Source organism: Pedobacter sp. GR22-6, assembly GCF_037402555.1.
Lineage (GTDB): Bacteria > Bacteroidota > Bacteroidia > Sphingobacteriales > Sphingobacteriaceae > Pedobacter.
The window spans coordinates 1,360,656-1,380,650 of record NZ_JBBEUC010000002.1 but is presented as its reverse complement, the minus strand read 5'-3'; the positions used below and the strand labels follow the sequence as shown (position 1 = coordinate 1,380,650).

Sequence of the window (19,995 nt, the reverse complement as noted above, 5' to 3'; positions counted from 1 at the left end):
AGAGTGGTCAGATAGAAAAGTGATGTTTGTCAGTTTTAAAGATAGCTTTACTTCTAACGTTTAAAAGATAGCCTAAAGGTAGTTTCCTTATTAATTGTACTCTCAAAATACAGTATGCCATCCATCAACGAAGCATACCTGCGTACGATGTTTAGTCCCAATCCGGTGCCCGGGATATTACCGATGTTATTTGCCCTGAAAAAGGGTTGAAAAAGATGCTTCTGATCAGATTCCGGAATACCAATCCCATTATCTTTTACAGTAACAATGCATTCATGATCATTAACTTCTGTATTGAACTCTATAAAAGTATTCTCACCTGAGTATTTGATAGAATTGGAAATAAGGTTAATCATACAGTTCCGGAGCAGGTTCTGATCCAGGTTCACGGTGCTTTCCAGCCCGGTATGCTGGTAGATGATATTCTGATTTTGCTTTGCCATCAGCTGCATCTCCTCCGTTACTTCTTCCGAAAGCTGAACGATATTGAAAGGCTTGCAACTGGGTTCGACCTTCCCTGCTTCCAGACGTTCCAGGGATAGAAAGTCATTGAGGATGGTGGTGAGGTTACCCACTGCATTTTTGATCTTTCCCACATGTTTAGTGATATTCTCATTCTCAAAGGGATGGGCATACTTTTCAATCAAAGAGGCAGACAACTGCACAGAACTCAATGGCGTCCTGAATTCATGAGAAGCCATGGAAACAAAACGGCTCTTTAACTGGTTTAGTTCCTTTTCTTTTTCCAGGGACAGGCTGACTTCCTCTTTCGCCTCGCTAAGCGCTTTTACCGTTTTCTTCAATGACTTTGTTCTTTCCTCTACCAATCCTTCCAGCTCAGCAGCGTACTCTCTAAGCCTTTCCTCCGCTTCTTTCTCTTTAGACAGGTCATGGATAAATCCAGTGTAAATTACGCGGTCCTCATATTGCACCTCACTTACTGCCAAACGAAAGGGGAAGGTTGTACCATCCTTTTTCAGCCCCCTAACTTCCCTGCCCTTACCTATGATGCGTTTTTCCCCGGTCGTTTGATACCTGTGAATGTAACCGTCATGACTGCTTTTATCTGGTTCAGGCATCAGAAGTTTGATGTTTCTTCCTTTAACTTCGTCTATTTCATATCCGAAAAGTTTGAGTGCGGCAGGATTTAGACTCTCTATATTTCCCCGGTTATCAATCGTGATAATTCCATCAATAGCAGTTTCAATAATTGCCTGTAGTAACCGGGTATGCTCCATAAGTAGTTTTCACAAATATACAATTTATCGATTATCCATTTATTACGAGCATCAGCTATTCACCTGATTCGCATCATATTTTCTAAGGAGATTGTTCCGCTTCTTTGCTCACTACATAATTGAACTAATCTACATGAGCCATACCTTTCATATTCCTGTCCTCGGATTGGGATACTCCATAGACACACCTTTAAAAATTGCGCGCTTCGGTATTTCTTCCGTTGTTTCCATTGTGGATGATGAACTCACAGAGCAGATGAGAAAATTCCATACCCAACTCAACGGGGAAGTATATGTACCAATCGAGAAATACACACCAGACAGCAGGGCAAAAAGGATTACAGCTTACCTCAATTTGCTTCAGAAATTGGTCAATAAGCAACTTGCCGGTCTAAAGGACAGCTTTGAAAATAATCCGGATTTCATCACTTATTTCAAACTGTTGCCGGATGACCATCAACTGAAAAATGATTTTCTGGAAATGCAGACCATAAAGGACGAGAAACACCGATCCGAAGCACTTCAAATCCTCAAAAATAAAATACTGCCCGGTAGCATCGATGTCAACATTATGGCTAAGGTCGACAAGGCAAATTACTCCAAATCCGGGGAATATCTTGGCGATCATTATACGGATGCGCTTGCAGCAATCCGGGGATTTGCCAACAGTGAACTCAATTCTTCTGTGGTTTTATCTGCCGGACTGAATCCTAAGCTCTACAGTTATATGGAACAACTGGATTGTTTCTATCCTGATGCATCAGGTGTATGCAATAAACACATCATACTTAAAGTAAGCGATTTCAGATCAGCCATGATCCAGGCAAAAATACTGGCAAAAAAGGGCTTATGGGTATCAGAATTCCGTGTGGAATCTGGTTTGAACTGCGGGGGGCATGCCTTTGCTACAGATGGCTTCCTTTTAGGTCCAATACTGGAAGAATTCAAGTCCCAGCGTAATGCATTACGAGAGGAGCTATCAAATATTTACCATACCGCATTGCATAATAAAGGGCTTTCTCCTTCTTACATCCCTACGCAGAAGATCACAGCGCAGGGCGGTATTGGCACTGCGGCCGAACACGATTTCCTGCTAAATTACTATCAATTGGATGCTGCAGGATGGGGCAGCCCTTTTCTTCTGGTACCAGAAGCAACGAACGTTGATGACAAAACAATGAATGCACTCAGGAGCGCCAAACAAGATGATTTTTACCTGAGCAATTCATCTCCTCTAGGTGTACTTTTCAATAATTTCAAGGGCAGCAGTGCCGAATTACAACGCCTGGAGCGAATAAAAAAAGGTACACCAGGCAGCCCCTGTAAGAAAAAGTACCTCTGTACCAATACAGAGTTTACATCACATCCCATTTGTACTGCATCCAGAGAATACCAGAATCTGAAAATCAAATCCCTGCAGCAAATGAACCTGTCAAAATCAAATTATGAACTGGCTCTGCAAACAGTTACCGACAAAACCTGTCTTTGTGAAGGTTTATGTGCATCTGCCTATATCCGGAACGGAATGATAAAGGCCCGTGAAAATGATGCAGTAAGTATTTGTCCTGGTCCAAATCTGGCTTACTTCTCGGGAGAATACACATTAAGGGAGATGACAGATCATATTTATGGTCGACAAAACCTCCTCAAACACGTGAGTCGGCCCAATTTCTTCATCAACGAACTGAACCTATATCTTGATTATCTGAAAAAGGAAATTGCCATCGAATTGGATGGCATCAATGTTAAGCGCTTCAATTACTATCGCAAGTTCAAAGCACAGCTCCTAGATGGCATAAGCTATTATAAAAAGTTGCTGCCTGAACTCAGTAGATATATGGGGTTCTCCGTATATGAAATGTATAGCCAACTGAAAAAAGCTGAACAGGAATTATTGCTTCAGCCTGGCCTTCATTAAAAACACATTATAGGGTTGCCACATGGACATCAAAAAGAAAATCTCATCCGTATCTTCATAGCCAGGATAGATGAAAGCGCCATAAAGCCCCGGGTAATCGGCAGCGCTGGCGAGACAATGTTCAGAGCTCCAAACACCGTTAAGGCGTCGGGCTGTCCGGAGCACCAACTCATGTTTGTCTTCATTGAGATAGGTAATGAACCAACGTTTATATTTTCTGTAATAGACCATTGAAAGCTCACCTGCAGGTGCTGAAATAATGGGATCAGCCTGGTCTTCTCTATTGATTTGCCAGCCCGCTGCCTTATTCCAATATTCGTAACGTTCCTGATGTAGAATGTCAGCAGATTTGAAACGGGCCAGATACACCGCCCCCCTCCGACCAGATGCAGTCCCAGTCATGTACACATACCCCCCCATTTTAGCATAGGCTACCTGCGCAAAGTTGCTGAATTCGGTAAAATGAACACCCGCGCATCTCGTCCAGTTTTCACCATGATCCACAGATTGATATATTGCAGAATAATTAGTCAGCCAACTCCCTGGTTCAGCCCATTTCCTGACATCCATACAGTGAACGTAATCTACCCCATCAATGTTAACCGCTGCAGTAGGAATGGCAGTATGACTACCTGTACCATTCGTAACATGAGCAGAGGGTATCAATTCTTTGCTGACCATATGGCTGAAGCTTAAACCATCTTCCAAATTGCAATCTTTAGAAATAGCCAGTACATTGGACCGCCAGTTTCCGGCAGCTCCAGGACCACCCGCTCCGGAAGGCTTCCAATCTTTTCCATAAGTATCGCCAAACACCAAAGCTATTTTTCCATCTTCCATCTGCCAGGCAATCCCCAGATCTGTACCACCCACATCGTAACGTTCATCTGTCTGATTCGGATTAGGTAAGGTTTCTCCTGGCAGTGTCCGTCCGGTTACTCTCGCGATGCGCACAATCCCATAGGGGCTAACGTCGATCTTTTCCTGGGGATCAAGGAGCGCCCGCCCGGAAGAACAAGCAGAGCAGATGATTGCCATAAGTCCAAAAAATTTATACTTACCCATCCCGAACAACGTTAAAGTAATGACAGCAGATCTTTTCTACTGAGCGTTTTAAATATTGATTCTTCCGTTTTGATCAGCTCAGAGGCTATATTCTTCTTTGATTCCTGCATAGTCATGATTTTCTCTTCTATGGTATCAGGACAGATCAAACGCACCGCAACTACATTTTTTTGTTGACCAATCCGGTAAGCACGGTCAATCGCCTGATTTTCTACAGCCGGGTTCCACCATGGATCTACCAGATAAACATAGTCAGCCTGGGTCAGGTTCAATCCTATTCCACCGGCTTTCAAACTGATCAAAAACACTTTCAGGTCTGGATTCTGCTGGAAGGAATTTACCACTTCTTCGCGGTTACGGGTTTGCCCGGTTAAATAGGCATGGGCAATTTTTCTGTTCTCCAGTTCTGTTCTGATCAGATCAAGCATACCCACAAACTGAGAAAATATCAGGATTTTATGTTCAGGAGCCTTATGTTCAATCTGTTCTATCAGCACATCCATTTTTGCCGATGCCTCTCCGTAGAATTTATCTTTATTAAGTAGTGCAGGTGAATTACAGATCTGCCTCAATTTTGTAATTCCCTGTAAAACATGCATACTGCTTTTTTGAAGCTCGTCTTCCGAGTTCCCCATTAAAAAATCTCTGATCTCTTCCCTTGCTGCGTCGTAAATTTCACGCTGCTGAGCCCCCATCTCACAATAGATTACCATTTCTGTTTTATCCGGAAGTTCTTTCGCCACCTGTTCCTTAGTTCGTCTCAGCACAAAAGGATTGATCCTTTGCTGAAGTTCTTTGGCACGCTTTGCATCCTTGAACTGATCAATAGGAACAGAATACAGTTCTTTAAAGTGCTGACGGCTTCCTAAAAGACCGGGACAGGCAAAAGACAATTGCCCGTACAGATCAAAAGTGTTGTTCTCGATCGGTGTACCGGTAAGTACAACTTTATTCCTTGATCTCAGCAACCGTACGGCTTTGTAACGCTGAGAATCCGGATTTTTAATTGTCTGTGATTCATCCAGGAAAATATAATTGAAGCGATAATCCTTCAGAAATCGGATATCAGCCAGCAGGGTACCATAAGAAGTGAGTATCACCTCGTAGCGGTCAAAATCCGCTACTACCTTCGCACGGTCAGCCCCATATATAGTCTTTACCTGAATTGAAGGCGCAAATTTTTTCAGTTCCCTCTGCCAATTGAAGATTAATGAAGCTGGTACGACAATCAGGTTGGTATTATGAGCTACCTTTTTACGCTGAGACAAGATAAAAGCAATTATTTGTATGGTCTTTCCCAAACCCATATCGTCGGCAAGACATGCGCCAAAATTAAAGTCGTCCAGAAAATTGAGCCAGTTCAGACCTTCTTTCTGGTAAGGCCGTAGTTCCGCATGAAGGCCATCAGGATTTTCAATATCTGTAATAGATTCGAAAGTGTTAAGTTGGGATCGGTAAATTTTCAATTGATCCCTCGCAGCCTGGCTTAACACCTCATCTTCGTACAATTCATCTATGGCCTGGTAACTGATGTGTGCTGTACGGATTTGCTCTTCTAACACTTCCCCTGCGGCGAAGTAAGCGGTGAATTTAGTGACCCATTCATCCGGCAACATCCCCTGAGTGCCATCATCCAATTGCACAAATTTGCTCTTGTTACGGATAGATTTGTGCAGGTGTTTAAGTGCAACTGTCTGCTTGTTGAATTTTACTTTTATTGCAGTTTCAAACCAGTCGATCCCGCTATTAACTACTATGGAAATTTCCGCTTTATAAGGACTGATGGTATTATTTTTCAGTTCATTGAATCCAAGTATGGCAATTCCCTTGGCACGCCATTGTTCAAAGGCATCCAGAAACCAGCCATCATCGATAAAGCGTTTTCGGTGCAGGTAAAAACAATCGGCATGCATTTGCTCTTCGAATTCTTCCATTTGCTCATAGAAGAAAGGGTGGGCCCGGGCGATATCTGAAATGAACTGAAGTTCCCTTTCATCATCACGCCTAAGTGTAAATCCCTTACCGAGCTTATCTTTAGACCTGATCTGCTTCTTGGAAATCACCGGAATTTCCAGATCTGCATACCTCATAACGGGAGTGATCAGCACAAAATCTTCAGATTCTGAAAGATAAATAATCTTTTCATTTTCCAAATCAAAGCCCTTTTCCTCAATCTGCTTTTTAGAGGCTGGTTTCAAATAAGTGTAGTTGATTTTGATCTTGTCCTCAAGCCTGGAAAGGATATGCTCCTGGAATTCCTCGTATTCTGTACGATGTACGACGATCATGTCGTTATGGTGTTTGAAAAAATCTATGATGCTGAGCAGATATGGATTATCCAGCAAGTATAAGTTTTGCTTTACTTGTATGAAATAGAAATACTTAAGCTTGATTTCAGCAAGCGAAAAAGTGCTATCTTCCAGATGAAGCTTTCCAGACAGCTCAAAGAGCTCTCCTCTCTGGCTTACGGTCAGTGTCAAATCCATTTTGAGCACCTGAATCTTTATTGGAGTTAGTGACGAGGCTGAAATATTGCTGGAAATTTGATCGTCGTGGGTATAAACCTCCAGCTGCAGCGGATTTTTTACTATCGCCTTCAGCCCCTCCAGATCTGAGCTGGTTTTCCCAACAATATAATTGTTCCGGAACTTTGAAACGCCACTATAGAACTTTAGTTCTTCCTGCTTGTCGGTTTTCCAAATCAGATCCATAGGGTCAAGCAGTTGGATTGGGTTTTTAAGTTTTCCGGTCTGTGTCAACTCTGCATCGGCGAGTTCCAGCATCAAATGGCGATAAAAACGGTGCTGGGTAAAGATCAGCACCGTTTTCTTATTTTTAGGGTTGGAAGGTAGCAAGCTACTTTTATCTGCTTTCAGTATCGGTTTTAACCGGCTGAAATCGACATGCTCGAGCTTGTAGTCTTCTTTTTCGTTCATCTCCTCTTTAAATACTTGGCCATAAAGATAAGAGAAGGCAATGTCATTCTTTCAACAAAATATCCATGTCTGTCATCAGCTTCTTGACTTCATCATCCAATGTCCCATCGTAGGCACCCCGGATTCGCCTTTGCTGATCCACCAGCACCAGATAACCTTGGTGCACAAAGCCTCCAGGAGCATTTTTATCTTCCTGTGCGGCAACGAGGTAATTCCGTTCTGCCAATGCGTAGATCTCATCCCGCGTTCCCCATAGGTATTCCCACTGAGTACCCTCCACGCCCAATTTTTTCGCATAGGCCTTCATTCGGGAAGGTACATCGTATTTAACATCTATGGTATGGGAAGCAAACTTCACCATTGGATTATTTTTATATTTCTGGTACACCTTAAACAAGTTCCGGTGCATGGTAGGACAGATGGTCGGGCATGAAGTGAAGAAAAAATCAGCTACATAAATTTTTCCTTCAAAATCCTTTTCTGTAACTGCCACACTATCCTGGTTTAGCAGTTTAAAGGAAGGGATTCTCCTAAAGAGCGTATCTTTTATTTTACGTCCTTTTACTACTTTTTCTACTTCTTCCATTTGTAAAAATGGAAGGCGTGTATGTTCTTGCTTACAACCAAATACGGACAGGATAACTAGAAAAGCGCACACGCTGAGGTTCCACTTTATCATCGCTTAAATTGATTGAGGTAAGCACTGGAGCGTTTAATCTCGGCTTTGTAGGTGCTGTCGATTGCTGCAATTCTCAACTTTTCTTTCTTGAAATATGCTACTGCCTCTTCATTAGATTTGCCACTTACATCCGGCTCAAACTGGTGCATCCAATCATTCATATCTTCTTCTGCCCTATTCAGGTTTTCCTTTAGCATTACCATCTGTTTCCTCTCTTTGATGGTATCGAGTTCAGGGAAGCGTGTTTTTAGTTCGCCCAATCCATTCATCAAGGTATCCAGTTTCATCTGATTATTCACGATAATTCCATGGTCACCCATCACCTCATCATGAAAACTCATTACCTCGTCCCTCACTTTTTTATAATCTACGCTGGCCTGGCATGCTACTAATACAATCGCCACTAACCAAATTCCTATTAATTTTTTCATTGATATTTTATTTAAAAATTTATTGTTTCAATTTTACCGGTAAACAGTAAATATTGGATCCTCCATGTGTTTCCCTAACCCAGGCTACCAGCAATTGCCCACTTGCCTCCTGGAGTACTGCATGGTTGTCGGCAAAATCTCCGGCACTCAGCGCACTCAGTTGCTGCTCGCCCTTAGCATCCCTCAAAGCCAATACGATCTTAGCCGAACTGGCGGGACCATGGCTCATTTTCATGCTCCCTTTGGAATGTTCCATTTTCATTTCATGTTGCGAATTTGGTGTTTCTGAAGTTGTTGTTTCTTCAAAAACCATTGCCAATCGTCCGTTTTTAAGAGAGACCATCTGCGGGTGCCTCCCTTCAGCGCTGATCAGACTGCGGTTTGAGAACTTTCCTGAGCCAGCTTTTGTAGCGCAATAATATAATCCAGCTCCACCGCCTGCAGTAAACCATAAGGCATGAAGCGTATTTCCCACTGCCGTAAGAGAAGGACCGGAATGTGGACAACCTTCAATCTCCCAATTGTCTTTACTAATCGGCATTGCCGGGCTAAAGGTTCTACCCTGGTCGGTAGAGACTTTGTACACCATATCTCTAACCTGCTTCTCAGAAAGTGCAGAGGGAAACATAATGTCACGATAAGCCAGATGGATATTTCCAGCAGTATCTGTCAATATATCGGTACGGCAACATTCACAGGTTCCTTTCTCCAGACAGGTATCCTGACCGAATCCAGTACTTTTTTCCGTCCGGGCAAAGAACAGCGCCGAGCCCTTGATGTGCTTCCCAAAACGACCGTCGAGCCAGATCGCAGCCAGTTCGCCATCTTTCAATACTGCCACATCAAAAAAACTACGTCCATAAGCATGCGTCGTGTCTGAATGCAAATAGGTCGCAGCCGACCAGTTTTTCCCTTTGTCCGTAGACACGCTATAATAAATAGCGCCAGCATAGGGATTCGGTTGATTGGGAAAGCGTTTTGAAAATACCGCAACTACGGTGCCGTCCGACTTAAACGCAACCTTTCCCATACTCTCCGATGCGATACTGCAACCGGCAGAAGTCGCAACAGTCACCGACGGCCCGAAGGCCGATTTATGCGCATCATACACCGCATATTTTAGTCGGTATAGGGAATCCTCGGTGTTCTGCTCTGTCCAGCATAAAACTGGATTACCCTGATTGTCAGCACTAAAATACGGACCTACAGCTTTCGTCCCGGCTTTATTGATCAGCTGGGGAATTTCTTCCTGCCCATTTTGGCAAGCCCCGAATAAAAACAGTGCAATGCCCATTACATAAATAATCTTTTTCATCTTCGTTAGAATAAGTATTTCAAGTTTACTCCAGCATAGCTGTTTCTTTTTGGTGAAGGGCTATAATACGCAGGTTGCGCCCCGCCGAATCCAGCAGCATTTAAAGAAACAATAGAACTGTATTTTTCATTTGTGATATTGTCCAAACCTGCGTAGACATTGATTTCGAAGCAACTTATGAATTGCCTCTTATATCCAATCTTTGCATTGAATACCTGGTAAGCCTCATTGAAAGCGGAATTTGCATCATTCAAGGGTAGGCGATCACTGTAGAAGTAATTCCCGTATAGATAAATGCCATTTCTTGTTTCTATATCGACTCCTGCATTGATCATCCAGGGTGCAATCCCCGTTAGTCGATTGCCATTGTAATTGGCAGTCACCTCCCCTTGTGCGTTTAGTGTCTGGTAATCTTTGAATTTGAAATCTGAATAGGTAGCCGATGCGAAAGGACGCAGATTTATGATCCAGCTGCGATCTTCTTCTTTTATGAACTGATAAGAAAGGGCGAGTTCTACCCCGTCGTGACTCGTTTTACCAGCATTGTTGTAGATCGTAATTCCCTGCTGAACTGACTGCGCAATCAGTTCACCTTCCATATCAAGTTTAAACAGGGAAAAATCATAGGCAAATCTCGATTTAAGCAGATTTCCTTTTGCATTCAATTCGTAATTCCATCCTTTTTCTGCCTGCAATACCGGGTTGATCGAACCATCTACATTTTTAACTTCAGAACTAGAGGGCGGCGAAAAACCTGAGCTCACACTCGCATGCAGACTAAGTGCTTCAGCAAAGTTATGGCTGATTGCGATTCGCGGGCTCGCCTGCGGGTCAAACTCTTTAATTCCAGTCTGTACCGGCTTCAGATAATCTTTTACATTATAGCGCAAGCTGTTATAGCTTAAACCCAGGGTTAGCGTTGTTTTTTGGCTCAATGTAGTTTCTGATTGATAAAATACCGAATACAAGGTATTGCGATAATCCGTATTAGCATTCAGCGCCCCTTCCTTTCCTTGGTTGTTTACATATTGAGCTCCCTTGGTCAGCCCCTCATTGAATTCGGCTCCTACAGTAAAACGGGTAGGAAGCAGATCAAATCCAGGATCATAACTAAACCTGGTACGGCCCCCATAGCTTTGGTAAAAATTGCGGATATAGGCATAGGGAAGCGGATGGTTCAAATCATAAAAATAGGTAAAAACACTAGTGGTATTAGAAAATTGTTCATTGAAACGATATTGCTGACCTATCCCGATCCTTGTCCAGGTCTGATACCTTCCTGCGGCTTTGTCCAGATTACTGGCATTGGCCTGTCTTGGATTGGCATTTACCTGATCCTGCGTCAGAGATCCCGGAATCTGCGAATATTGGGTCGTTTTGTTGAGCAACAACGTAACAATACGCTTATCACTCGGAAAGAACTGAAAATTGCCAGTCAGAAACCTGCGCATATCTTTGCTGTGTTCACGGTAGCCATCATATTCCTGCCACCCGTAAGAAACATAACTGTTCATTTGATCCCCCCCACTCCGATAGGTAGTAGCAAGACGATGAAGACCATAAGAGCCAAATAGAGCAGATGCTTCAAGACTCTGCTCCTGATAGGGCGAACGCTGCATCTGAAAGTTGATCACACCTCCGGTTCCTGCGCCATAAATACTGGACGCCGGACCTTTTATGACTTCAGCTCTCCCTATACTGTTTACATCCAATGCCTCGATACGGGTCGTTCCGTCTGCTTCAGTCACCGGAATCTCGTTTACATAAATTTTAATATTTCGGATTCCGAAAGCTGCACGCACACCGTTGCCCCGAATAGAAATGCGTGCCTCAGAAAGTGTACTTTGATCCATGCGTACACCCGGAATTGCGTTCAAGGCCGACTGAAAGGAAACAGCGCTTCCACGATTGAGGTCCCGTGCAGTAATCAAACCAACAGAACCAGCAGTTTCTTTACTGGTCTTATTCTCATTGTAGCCGGCTATCCTGACTTCATTCAGGCGTACGGCATCGGCTTCCATCTGTACATTAAGCACTATCTCAGCAGCCTGCACTCTAATTATTTGTTTTTTATATCCGGCCAAAGCAGCCATGAGTTGTTCCTTTACTTCATCTCCTGGCACTTGAAAAAAACCTTTAATGTCCGACCGGGTTATTTCGTGTTCATTAAGGTCAGAGATGACCACACCAGCCAGCGGCTGTCGGGTTTGAGAGTCATATATATGCCCTTTTACAGGCTGCCTCTGGGCCATGCCCTGCAATGTGCAGCACAATAGCACCAGAGATAGAATTAAATATCTATATCGGTTCATTAAATTAAGTCAGAATATATTAAAGAATAGCTATATAAAGTTTTGCCTTCCCGTATATCAGCAATGCTAGATATACTTTTTAGTACATCATACTTCGTCACAGAGAAGGATCAGCTTTCCTGTGGCGGATGAAATATAGAATTCTTGATACTTTGCGGCATTCCTGTAGAAAAAGGAATGTGAAGCTTGATTTCCGCAAAAGCAAATTGCTTAAATACCAGGGGCTTTACAATCAGTGCATCCTGTATTTGTGTTTTTTGTGAGGAACGTTCCTGTTTTTGCTCCTTGTCCTGGGCTTGCTTTAGCTTTTTCATCAGGTAGCATTTCCCGTTACAATGCAACTCCGGCTTATTTTTGTTTTCACAAAGTTCCTTCGCGATGTATTTCTGGTTGGCCTCAAAACCCAAAAAAACCAAAAGACTGGAACAATTTGCGACAAGCAAACTGAACAAGATCAACATGGAAATGGGTTTAATCAACATCGGCCCCAAAGATATAAAAAAGCAGATTGAAAAACCTGCATTGCAGGTTTTATTTAATGATAGGAACTGGTTTTTTATGTTCATCGATGGCAACGAAAGAAAACTCTCCGGTTACCGCCTTCTCCCGTTCTTCAGAATACATTTGTTCCACATATATTTCTACGCGCACCTTCATACTGGTGTTACCAATATGACTGATTGACCCTACCAGTTCTACGATCGTACCAGCAGGGATCGGCTTATTGAAATCGATCCGGTCACTGCTGACCGTCACCATACGCTGACGACTGAATCTTGTTGCTGTGATAAAAGCCACTTCATCCATCATGTGCATGGCTGTCCCTCCAAATAAAGTATCGTAGTGGTTGGTGGTATTTGGAAATACTGCTTTAAAAATCCGTGTTTCAGCAGCCTTGATTTTGTCCTCTATTGTCATTACTTTCTATTTCTCAACTGACCCCATTTCAAATAGGTTGCACCCCAGGAAAAACCTGCACCAAAAGCAGTCAGGATCATCTTATCACCATATTTAAAATCATCTTTAAAATCCCATAGGCACAACGGGATCGTTGCTGCTGTTGTATTTCCGTATCTATCGATGTTAACCTTAACCTGATCCTCGGAAAGCCCCAGATACTCCCCTACCGATTGAATGATCCTCAGATTTGCCTGATGAGGAATCAGATAGTTGATTTGCGAACTGACCAGGTCATTGGACTTCAGTACTTCATTACAGGTATCGGTCATTCCCTGAATAGCTGCTTTGAATACCACACGGCCATCCTGACGTACATAATGCAGCTTTTCATCTAATGTAGCCTGGGAAGCTGGAAACTTAGAACCACCAGCTGTTACGATGAGATTTTCCTTACCCGTACCATCTGTACGAAAGAAACTATCCATCAAGCCTACCGACTCCTCTGTTTGTTCAAGAAGTACGGCACCTGCACCGTCACCGAAAAGAATACAGGTATTGCGGTCAGTGTAGTTTACAATAGCACTGTTCTTATCTGCCCCAATAACCACTACCTTCTTACAGCGTCCGCTTTCTATCATACTGGCGCCCAGGGTAAGCGCATATAGAAAGCCACTACAAGCAGCATTGGTATCAATGCCCCATGCGTTTTTCAAACCCGCTTTTTCACAGACCATACTACCAGTGCTCACCATTACATAATCGGGTGTAGAAGTGGATACAATCACACAGTCAATTTCATCAGGATTTACGTTTCCATCTTCCATCAGCCGTTTCAAAGCAAATGTGGCCATATCAGAAGTTGCAACATTAGGGTCATTTACAATTCTCCTCTCTTTAATCCCCGTTCTTGAAACGATCCACTCATTATTGGTATCCACCATTTTTTCAAGGTCATGGTTACTCAAAACCGTATCTGGAACATAACCTCCAACCGCGGTAATCACCGCATTTTTCCTTATTCTCATTTATGTGTATGTAATTCTGTAAAGCGGGTAGCTGTATTTCCCTGCCCGGCTTTTTTTTACAAAGTTACAGCTTCTTCCACAGATTCCCGCAGTACTTTTGCAGCAGCCGCCATTTCTATCAAAGCTTTTTTGTTTTCTACCAAATGCCAGGTCATTAAACTTGAATCCTTATTTACCAAAAATAGCATGTCTGGAATTAACATCCGTATTCAAAACACTACACAACAATCTAATTATCAAACAACTAACAAAAACAACAACCTTCGGTTAAATTTGAACCACGGTATTTTGAACAGTTGACATCAACAATTCAACTTTTTATTACCATCACATTACACTTTATTTTTTTAGTCCTTTATCTTTGCAGGCAATTAAATCGCAATATCTATGAAATCCAGGTCTCTTCTTTCTTTTTCGCTATTTCTATGTACTACGCTTGTAATTACCGCTTGCCAAAATGAACAAAAACTACCGATATTAGGACACAGAGAAGCAAAAGAGTTGAAAAACGCAGATGGCAGTACGACGATAGATACGGTGTATCAAACCATACCCAACTTCCGTTTTTTAAATCAGGACAGCACCTACATCACCAATGATACATTCAAAAACAAGATCTATATAGCAGATTTCTTTTTCACTTCCTGCTCTACTATTTGTCCGACTATGCACCGAAATATGAAAGAAATCTTCGAGCAATACAAAGAAAATCCAAATGTCATGTACCTTTCACATACCATAGACTTCAAGTATGACACACCATCGAGATTGAAGAAATATGCGCAGAAGCTTGGAGTAGATGGACCAAAATGGCAATTTGCTTACGGAAGTAAAGACAGTGTTTACAAGATAGCTGAAAAGGATTACCTTGTTGCAGTAATAGAAGATAGCACAGCGAAGGATGGTTACATCCACCAGGGATGGTTGGTATTAATTGACCAGCACAGACGCATCCGTGGTGCCTACGACGGTACAGACAATGCCCAGGTTGCCCAGCTCAAGAAAGACTTGGGTACATTACTCGCAGAAGAGAAAAAATAAAGAGCAAATGCGTAAATCCCTTAGCTTAATATTTTTTGCTGCTACACTCAGCATGGCAGTTTATTCCTGTCAGAATGCTGCCCAGCTGCAGCAAGACATTTACTACACCAACGGAAGGGACATCTATATCAAGAACTGCCAAAATTGCCATGGGGCAAAAGGTGAAGGGCTTGGAGAACTGGCCCCAGCCCTTACCGATAGTATCTTCCTGAAAACCAACAAACAAAATATTGCATGTTACATTAAGAACGGACTGAATGAAGAGATCAGTATTAATGGAAAGAAGTATCAGGAGAAAATGCCTGGATTTCCCTCATTAGCCAATATCGATATCGCCCAGTTAATTGTTTACATCAGCAATTCTTTTGGGAACAAACAAGGCCATTATACACCCGAAAATGTTGCAAGCGATTTAAAAAACTGCGAATAGTTTACAAGGCTAATACCAGAACGGTCATACCCACATGGATGATGATGCTGGCGAAAAAGCAGCTCAAAGTAGTCCTAATACCTGATCCGCCCATATTCGCTACAAAATTAGCGAAGAAGGAAACCATAGTTACACCAAGTACTGCTATTGGGGCATTGAAATAACCGATGAGCAAAATAGGTAAGGGCAGAAAAACAGTAGCATGGATCATCAATGAGATAAAAAACCATAACGTTCGGTTATTACGCTGACCATCGACGAAAGCAAGATATTTTGTCCAAATACCTTTATCAGTTTTTACAGTTTGAGTTGCTGCAGTTTCAATGTGGTTATTCCAGTTGGCAGCGACAGTTGTTTTTAAAGTAGCCATGATTGATAAAATTTATACAACAAAGGTCTCAGGTATACACCTCCCTTCAAATAATCCCAATCAGATAAAAATGTGATCCCCATCACTTTCTTAAAAACAGCATTACCTTACACTGTAAAAAAATATTAAATTAGCTATCCATTTACTTAGGGCGATTTTGGATTGAAACTAAGACTGCTATTCTTATTCCTATTGCTGAGCTGGGGACATTTATCCCTGGCCGAGGATATTATTGTCACAAGCAAAGCCGATGCAGGCATTGGTACTTTACGAGAAGCTATCGTAAGATCCGGAGCTAATGGCAATGCGGAAATTGACCACATTTATTTTAATATTCCGGGAGCTTTAGCTTCAGACCATGTCATTAAACTTTTGTCCGACTTACCGGAAATTACTACTGACCTGGTCATTGATGGCTCCAGTCAGCCCGGTCAGGAAGCTGCTGTGAATCATGCGAAGGTAACACTTGATGGCGTAGATCGTCCCTCTTCCTCCAATGGTTTTATCTTAATGAGTGTAAACGGGCTCAACAGGTTTGAAATGTACGGTATGGTGATCCGGAATTTTTCCTACACCTTTCCCAACTATACCAACTCCATCACACCCATTGAATTTTCAGGGATCAATAAGGAGGTCATCATCGGAGCAGCGGACAAAGGCAATGTATTCTACAACGTAAATAGCATTGCTGTCAATTACCGGGATGCCGCAGCACATCAAATCCAAAACCTGACTTTCAAAAACAACTACCTGGGCATTAAGGAAAATGGTCTTGATATCGGCACCGAGGTACTTACAGGTCTCAGCTTAAAGCGAGTTCACAGTGCCCTGATCGGAGGTGATCTTTCTGAAGAGGGCAACATCATCTTCGGATCTATGGCAATTGATTTCTCTGCTCAAAATGAACTGCTCACGGAAAATGTAGTGCTGAAGATCAGGAACAACATCTTCACCGCAAACCGGAATGAAGAACATCCCATTGTAACAGTTGCCTTAAACTCAATCGTCCATTCCCTTGTTACTGACGTCAACCTGGACCACACCGGTTCCGTTAGTATCCAGGTTTTAGACAACGTGTTTGGCTCTGGTTTAAGTTTCGGGGGACTCGACAATGCCAATATCGATGTAAAACGCAATTTCTTTGGCCGCTCCCGTGATGGGAGTAAAAACCTGCCCATAGCAGCCCATGCGCTCAGGTTTTTGGACGTTAAGGGAAGAGTCCTGGTAGGCGGCACTACTGTATCTGATGGAAATGTGATCACCAATACCAGTGTCATTTCATCCTTTCCCCACGAGCAGTTTGTCATTGGTGCTAAAAATACTACAAATTTAGAATTGAGCCACAACGTTTTGTATTGCAACACCGGTTTACCTTTTCTTTTCATCGGTACAGGTCCATCCAGAAAACCGCTGGAGGTCTTTCTAAAAGAAAAAACACCAACGTATGTTGCGGGTACCACCCAGGCCGCCGCGAGAGTAGAACTTTACTATACGGGTCCTGAATGCAGTAATTGCCAGCCAAAACGGTATTTTGCGACGGTCACCGCAGATGCCAACGGGAAATGGCGCTACGATGGTGCAATTGAAACTGGTTTATCTGTCCTGGCTTCTGCAACTTTGAATCAGATGACTTCGGAGTTTTCCGATCCCAGGATTTACATGTTTTCCGATGCCACCCACTCATTTTCCATAGTCCCGCAGTTCTGCGACAACCTATTAGGCAAAATAATAGGTCCTATCGTTGTTAATGCCGAAAGGGTTGAATGGGTGAATGAAGCGGGCACAGTAGTGGGCACCACATCAGATATTGAAACCCTGATCGCTGGAAAATATAAACTAAAAGCCTATCAATTTGGTTGTAGTGTGGAATCGGGCTGGATTACCATCCAGGACCGGATGCCACAACTGACTACCAGTTCCGTTCCCCAGCTAATTCAGCCCACCTGTAACAAGGGGGGCTCCATTCTAAATATATTTCCCATCAACCACGCAAGTCTGGAATGGATCGATTCCAATGATGAAGTTAAGGGCAACGACAGGGAACTGACCAATGTGCCCGCTGGCAGCTACCGCTTACGCATCAGCAGTTCAGCAGGATGTACTAGAGAATTTGGCCCTTACTTGCTCCAGGCCTACCCCAATAGCATTCATATAGATCATGCTTCCGCGTCCATAAAAAACGCAAGCTGCAATGAAAGCAACGGTGGAATTTCAGGAATAGTGGTTACAGGTGCCACGACCTACAAATGGATCAACGCGGGCAACACCATTGTTTCTAACACCCTGGAACTAGACTACATGCCCCCTGGCAATTATCGCCTCATGGTCGGAAATTCTTTCTGTATTATGACCACTGAAGAATTTACCATTTCGCTTTCTCAAAGCAGCAGAAACTACAGCTCCACCAAAGTGATCCGAAATGCACAATGCGGACTAAGCAATGGCAGAATTGAAGTCATTTTTGCGGCAGATCAGCCTGTAGCCTACCATTGGAAAAACAGTTCCGGACAAATAGTGGGCAATGCCAGGATTCTAGAGAATATCCCACCCGGGAAATACGATCTTTATATCACCAACGATTTGGGCTGCGAACAATTTCTTCAGCAATATGCTATATTGAACACGGAGGCTGCAAGTATAGACCACAGTTCGGCTTCAATACAGCACGACGAATGTGGCATCGGAAAAGGAAAAATTACTGCACCAACCCTGAGCGGCGGACAGCAGCCATATTTTTACGAATGGAGAGACAAAGACGATCGCATACTGGGTTCGTCCCAAGTTCTCGACCAACTTAAAGCGGGAAATTACCAGCTGACGATTGGAGATGCATTGAGTTGCAGCAGACAAATCATAACGTACTCAGTTCTGGATCAAGGCCGAAGCTTGTCGCCTCCTGTTGTCAACGATATCAAGCTATGTACTGCCGGACAAGTCCTCATCCAGGTCTTACAGCCCGTGCAGGGCAGCTATATGATTTACAATCAGGCTGGTAATCTCATAGAGAAAAGCAGTACGGGTATATTCAATGTAAACGTCAGCCAGAGTCAGAACTTCACAGCTGTTTTTGAATACGGTGGATGTCGCAGTTTGCCATCATCCTTCAAAGTAACTATAGAAAATGATGGTATTGGCAAAATAGCAAATGTCTTTTCCCCAAATGGTGATGGGCAGAATGATGAATGGCTGATCCCAGGAATCACCAATTATCCCGGAGTAACCGTTAACATATACAACCGCTACGGAACCAAAGTATTTGAATCTGCCGGATATAAAACTCCATTCAACGGCAAATCAAACGGCGCAGATCTCCCATCGGGCACTTATTATTACATCGTTGATTTCAGGAGAGCCTGCGGCATACTCAAAGGTAGTCTGACCATTATGCGTTGATCCTTATTTCCAAGTTTTGACTTTCAGTTCATCGCCAACCCGGATCATACCTTCGCCTTCATGAAGGAGATTTTGCCCAAAAAGAATTTTTTTATTGATACTGCGGTAACCGGCTAGTGTACGCAAGGGCTCAGCTCCCTTGACACCGGTCTGCTGATCCACAGTTATCAGTACACATCTGGCGCATGGCTTTACCGCACTAAAGGAAATCCCTGACAATTCGAAAGTCCTGAACCGATCTTCAACATGTGGTTCACCGCCGGTGAATACAAAATTCGGCCGAAAACGATCCATAAGTACCGGTTCCTCCAATTTTACATTGAGGCCATCCAGGGAAGACTGTCCTATGATCAGACAAGGATAACCATCAGCAAAACTGACAATTTCATGCTGCACTGCATACCTTGGGTCTACCTTCCTCTTTTCTTCCTTAGGCATCCCAACCAATTTCACCTTCATCTTCATAAAATCAGAAAACCATTGACTCACGTTCTCATCAACTTCAAAGCCAGTGGAAACATCGTCCCAAATCACAACAGGCTGGCTCAGCCCGGTATTTCCATTGATCGGAAACACTATCCGCTCTTCAGGGAATAATCGATTCGAGACGACGAGTGTTGTATCTACAATGTCTACCTGTAAAAGCGCCAGCGTCGGATGTTTTCTTTGGGTAATAAAAGTTCCTGCTTCGTCGATAAGCATCCATCTTCTATCGTATTGCAGTCCTTTATCTTCTATTCGCGCTTCCTCAAGTCTAATCCCCCCCAGCGACTTGATGGGATAAACATATATATCAGATAAATGGAACTTGTTCATCACGCAACTAAGTTAGCAAAAAACAAGTTTAGCTAATCATTTGTTCCGGGCCAGGTTGTAAAAAACTGACCTTTGTAAACAAGACACTGTAGCCAAACCGTTCATCCTCCTGATATTACAATATGC

Annotated in this window: 16 protein-coding genes; 4 read left to right on the top strand and 12 right to left on the bottom strand. The window is 43.0% G+C overall.

Annotated elements, in window-relative coordinates; translation table 11 throughout:
• Positions 1–53: 53 nt before the first annotated feature.
• Positions 54–1,238 carry a PAS domain-containing sensor histidine kinase gene (locus tag WAE59_RS13560; RefSeq protein WP_337856506.1) on the bottom strand — a complete coding sequence of 395 codons (1,185 nt, stop codon included), beginning with the start codon at positions 1,236–1,238 and terminating at the stop codon, positions 54–56.
• A 133-nt stretch (positions 1,239–1,371) separates the two neighbouring features.
• Here WAE59_RS13560 and WAE59_RS13555 point away from each other — a divergent pair, with 133 nt between their 5' ends.
• Complete coding sequence (locus tag WAE59_RS13555; RefSeq protein WP_337856505.1) at positions 1,372–3,156, top strand: hypothetical protein; 1,785 nt, start codon at positions 1,372–1,374, stop codon at positions 3,154–3,156.
• On the opposite strand, the gene WAE59_RS13550 is transcribed toward WAE59_RS13555, so the two are convergent.
• The 9 genes from WAE59_RS13550 to WAE59_RS13510 all read right to left on the bottom strand — a co-directional run bounded on the left by WAE59_RS13550 (position 3,130) and on the right by WAE59_RS13510 (position 13,819).
• Positions 3,130–4,194: a DUF4185 domain-containing protein gene (locus WAE59_RS13550; RefSeq protein ID WP_337856504.1), complete on the bottom strand. Its 1,065-nt coding sequence runs from the start codon at positions 4,192–4,194 to the stop codon at positions 3,130–3,132. The genes WAE59_RS13555 and WAE59_RS13550 overlap by 27 nt on opposite strands.
• Before the next feature lie 38 nt (positions 4,195–4,232).
• Positions 4,233–7,157, bottom strand: coding sequence for a DEAD/DEAH box helicase (locus WAE59_RS13545; RefSeq protein ID WP_337856503.1), 2,925 nt, complete (start codon positions 7,155–7,157; stop codon positions 4,233–4,235).
• A gap of 43 nt (positions 7,158–7,200) precedes the next feature.
• Positions 7,201–7,743, bottom strand: coding sequence for an SCO family protein (locus WAE59_RS13540; RefSeq protein ID WP_337856502.1), 543 nt, complete (start codon positions 7,741–7,743; stop codon positions 7,201–7,203).
• Positions 7,744–7,832: 89 nt separating this feature from the next.
• Positions 7,833–8,267, bottom strand: coding sequence for a hypothetical protein (locus WAE59_RS13535; RefSeq protein WP_337856501.1), 435 nt, complete (start codon positions 8,265–8,267; stop codon positions 7,833–7,835).
• A gap of 19 nt (positions 8,268–8,286) precedes the next feature.
• On the bottom strand, positions 8,287–9,582 hold the full coding sequence (locus WAE59_RS13530) for an exo-alpha-sialidase (RefSeq protein ID WP_337856500.1): 1,296 nt from the start codon (positions 9,580–9,582) through the stop codon (positions 8,287–8,289).
• Positions 9,583–9,587: 5 nt separating this feature from the next.
• Complete coding sequence (locus WAE59_RS13525; protein WP_337856499.1) at positions 9,588–11,894, bottom strand: TonB-dependent receptor domain-containing protein; 2,307 nt, start codon at positions 11,892–11,894, stop codon at positions 9,588–9,590.
• Between the two features lie 110 nt (positions 11,895–12,004).
• A complete protein-coding gene (locus WAE59_RS13520; protein WP_337856498.1) occupies positions 12,005–12,355 on the bottom strand; it encodes a hypothetical protein in 351 nt (116 codons plus the stop codon).
• 70 nt (positions 12,356–12,425) lie between these two features.
• Positions 12,426–12,812 (bottom strand): acyl-CoA thioesterase, encoded by a 387-nt coding sequence (locus WAE59_RS13515; protein WP_337856497.1) that lies wholly within the window; start codon positions 12,810–12,812, stop codon positions 12,426–12,428.
• Positions 12,812–13,819 (bottom strand): beta-ketoacyl-ACP synthase III, encoded by a 1,008-nt coding sequence (locus tag WAE59_RS13510; protein WP_337856496.1) that lies wholly within the window; start codon positions 13,817–13,819, stop codon positions 12,812–12,814. The genes WAE59_RS13515 and WAE59_RS13510 overlap by 1 nt, the downstream gene beginning before the upstream one ends.
• Positions 13,820–14,206: 387 nt before the next feature.
• Between WAE59_RS13510 and WAE59_RS13505 the strand changes: the two genes are divergently transcribed.
• Together WAE59_RS13505 and WAE59_RS13500 are read left to right on the top strand one after the other, a co-directional pair.
• Positions 14,207–14,860, top strand: a complete 654-nt coding sequence (locus WAE59_RS13505; protein ID WP_337856495.1) for an SCO family protein — start codon at positions 14,207–14,209, stop codon at positions 14,858–14,860.
• A gap of 7 nt (positions 14,861–14,867) precedes the next feature.
• On the top strand, positions 14,868–15,290 hold the full coding sequence (locus tag WAE59_RS13500) for a c-type cytochrome (RefSeq protein ID WP_337856494.1): 423 nt from the start codon (positions 14,868–14,870) through the stop codon (positions 15,288–15,290).
• A 1-nt stretch (position 15,291) separates the two neighbouring features.
• On the opposite strand, the gene WAE59_RS13495 is transcribed toward WAE59_RS13500, so the two are convergent.
• Entirely contained in the window at positions 15,292–15,660 is a 369-nt protein-coding gene (locus tag WAE59_RS13495) for a hypothetical protein (RefSeq protein ID WP_337856493.1), read from the bottom strand.
• Between the two features lie 162 nt (positions 15,661–15,822).
• On the opposite strand from WAE59_RS13495, the gene WAE59_RS13490 reads away from it, so the two are divergent.
• The gene (locus WAE59_RS13490; protein WP_337856492.1) at positions 15,823–19,053 is read left to right on the top strand and encodes a gliding motility-associated C-terminal domain-containing protein; all 3,231 of its coding nucleotides are present in this window, start codon (positions 15,823–15,825) and stop codon (positions 19,051–19,053) included.
• 3 nt (positions 19,054–19,056) lie between these two features.
• Here the strand turns inward: WAE59_RS13490 and WAE59_RS13485 are convergent, their stop codons facing one another.
• Complete coding sequence (locus tag WAE59_RS13485) at positions 19,057–19,869, bottom strand: MOSC domain-containing protein (RefSeq protein WP_337856491.1); 813 nt, start codon at positions 19,867–19,869, stop codon at positions 19,057–19,059.
• Between the last annotated feature and the right edge of the window lie 126 nt (positions 19,870–19,995).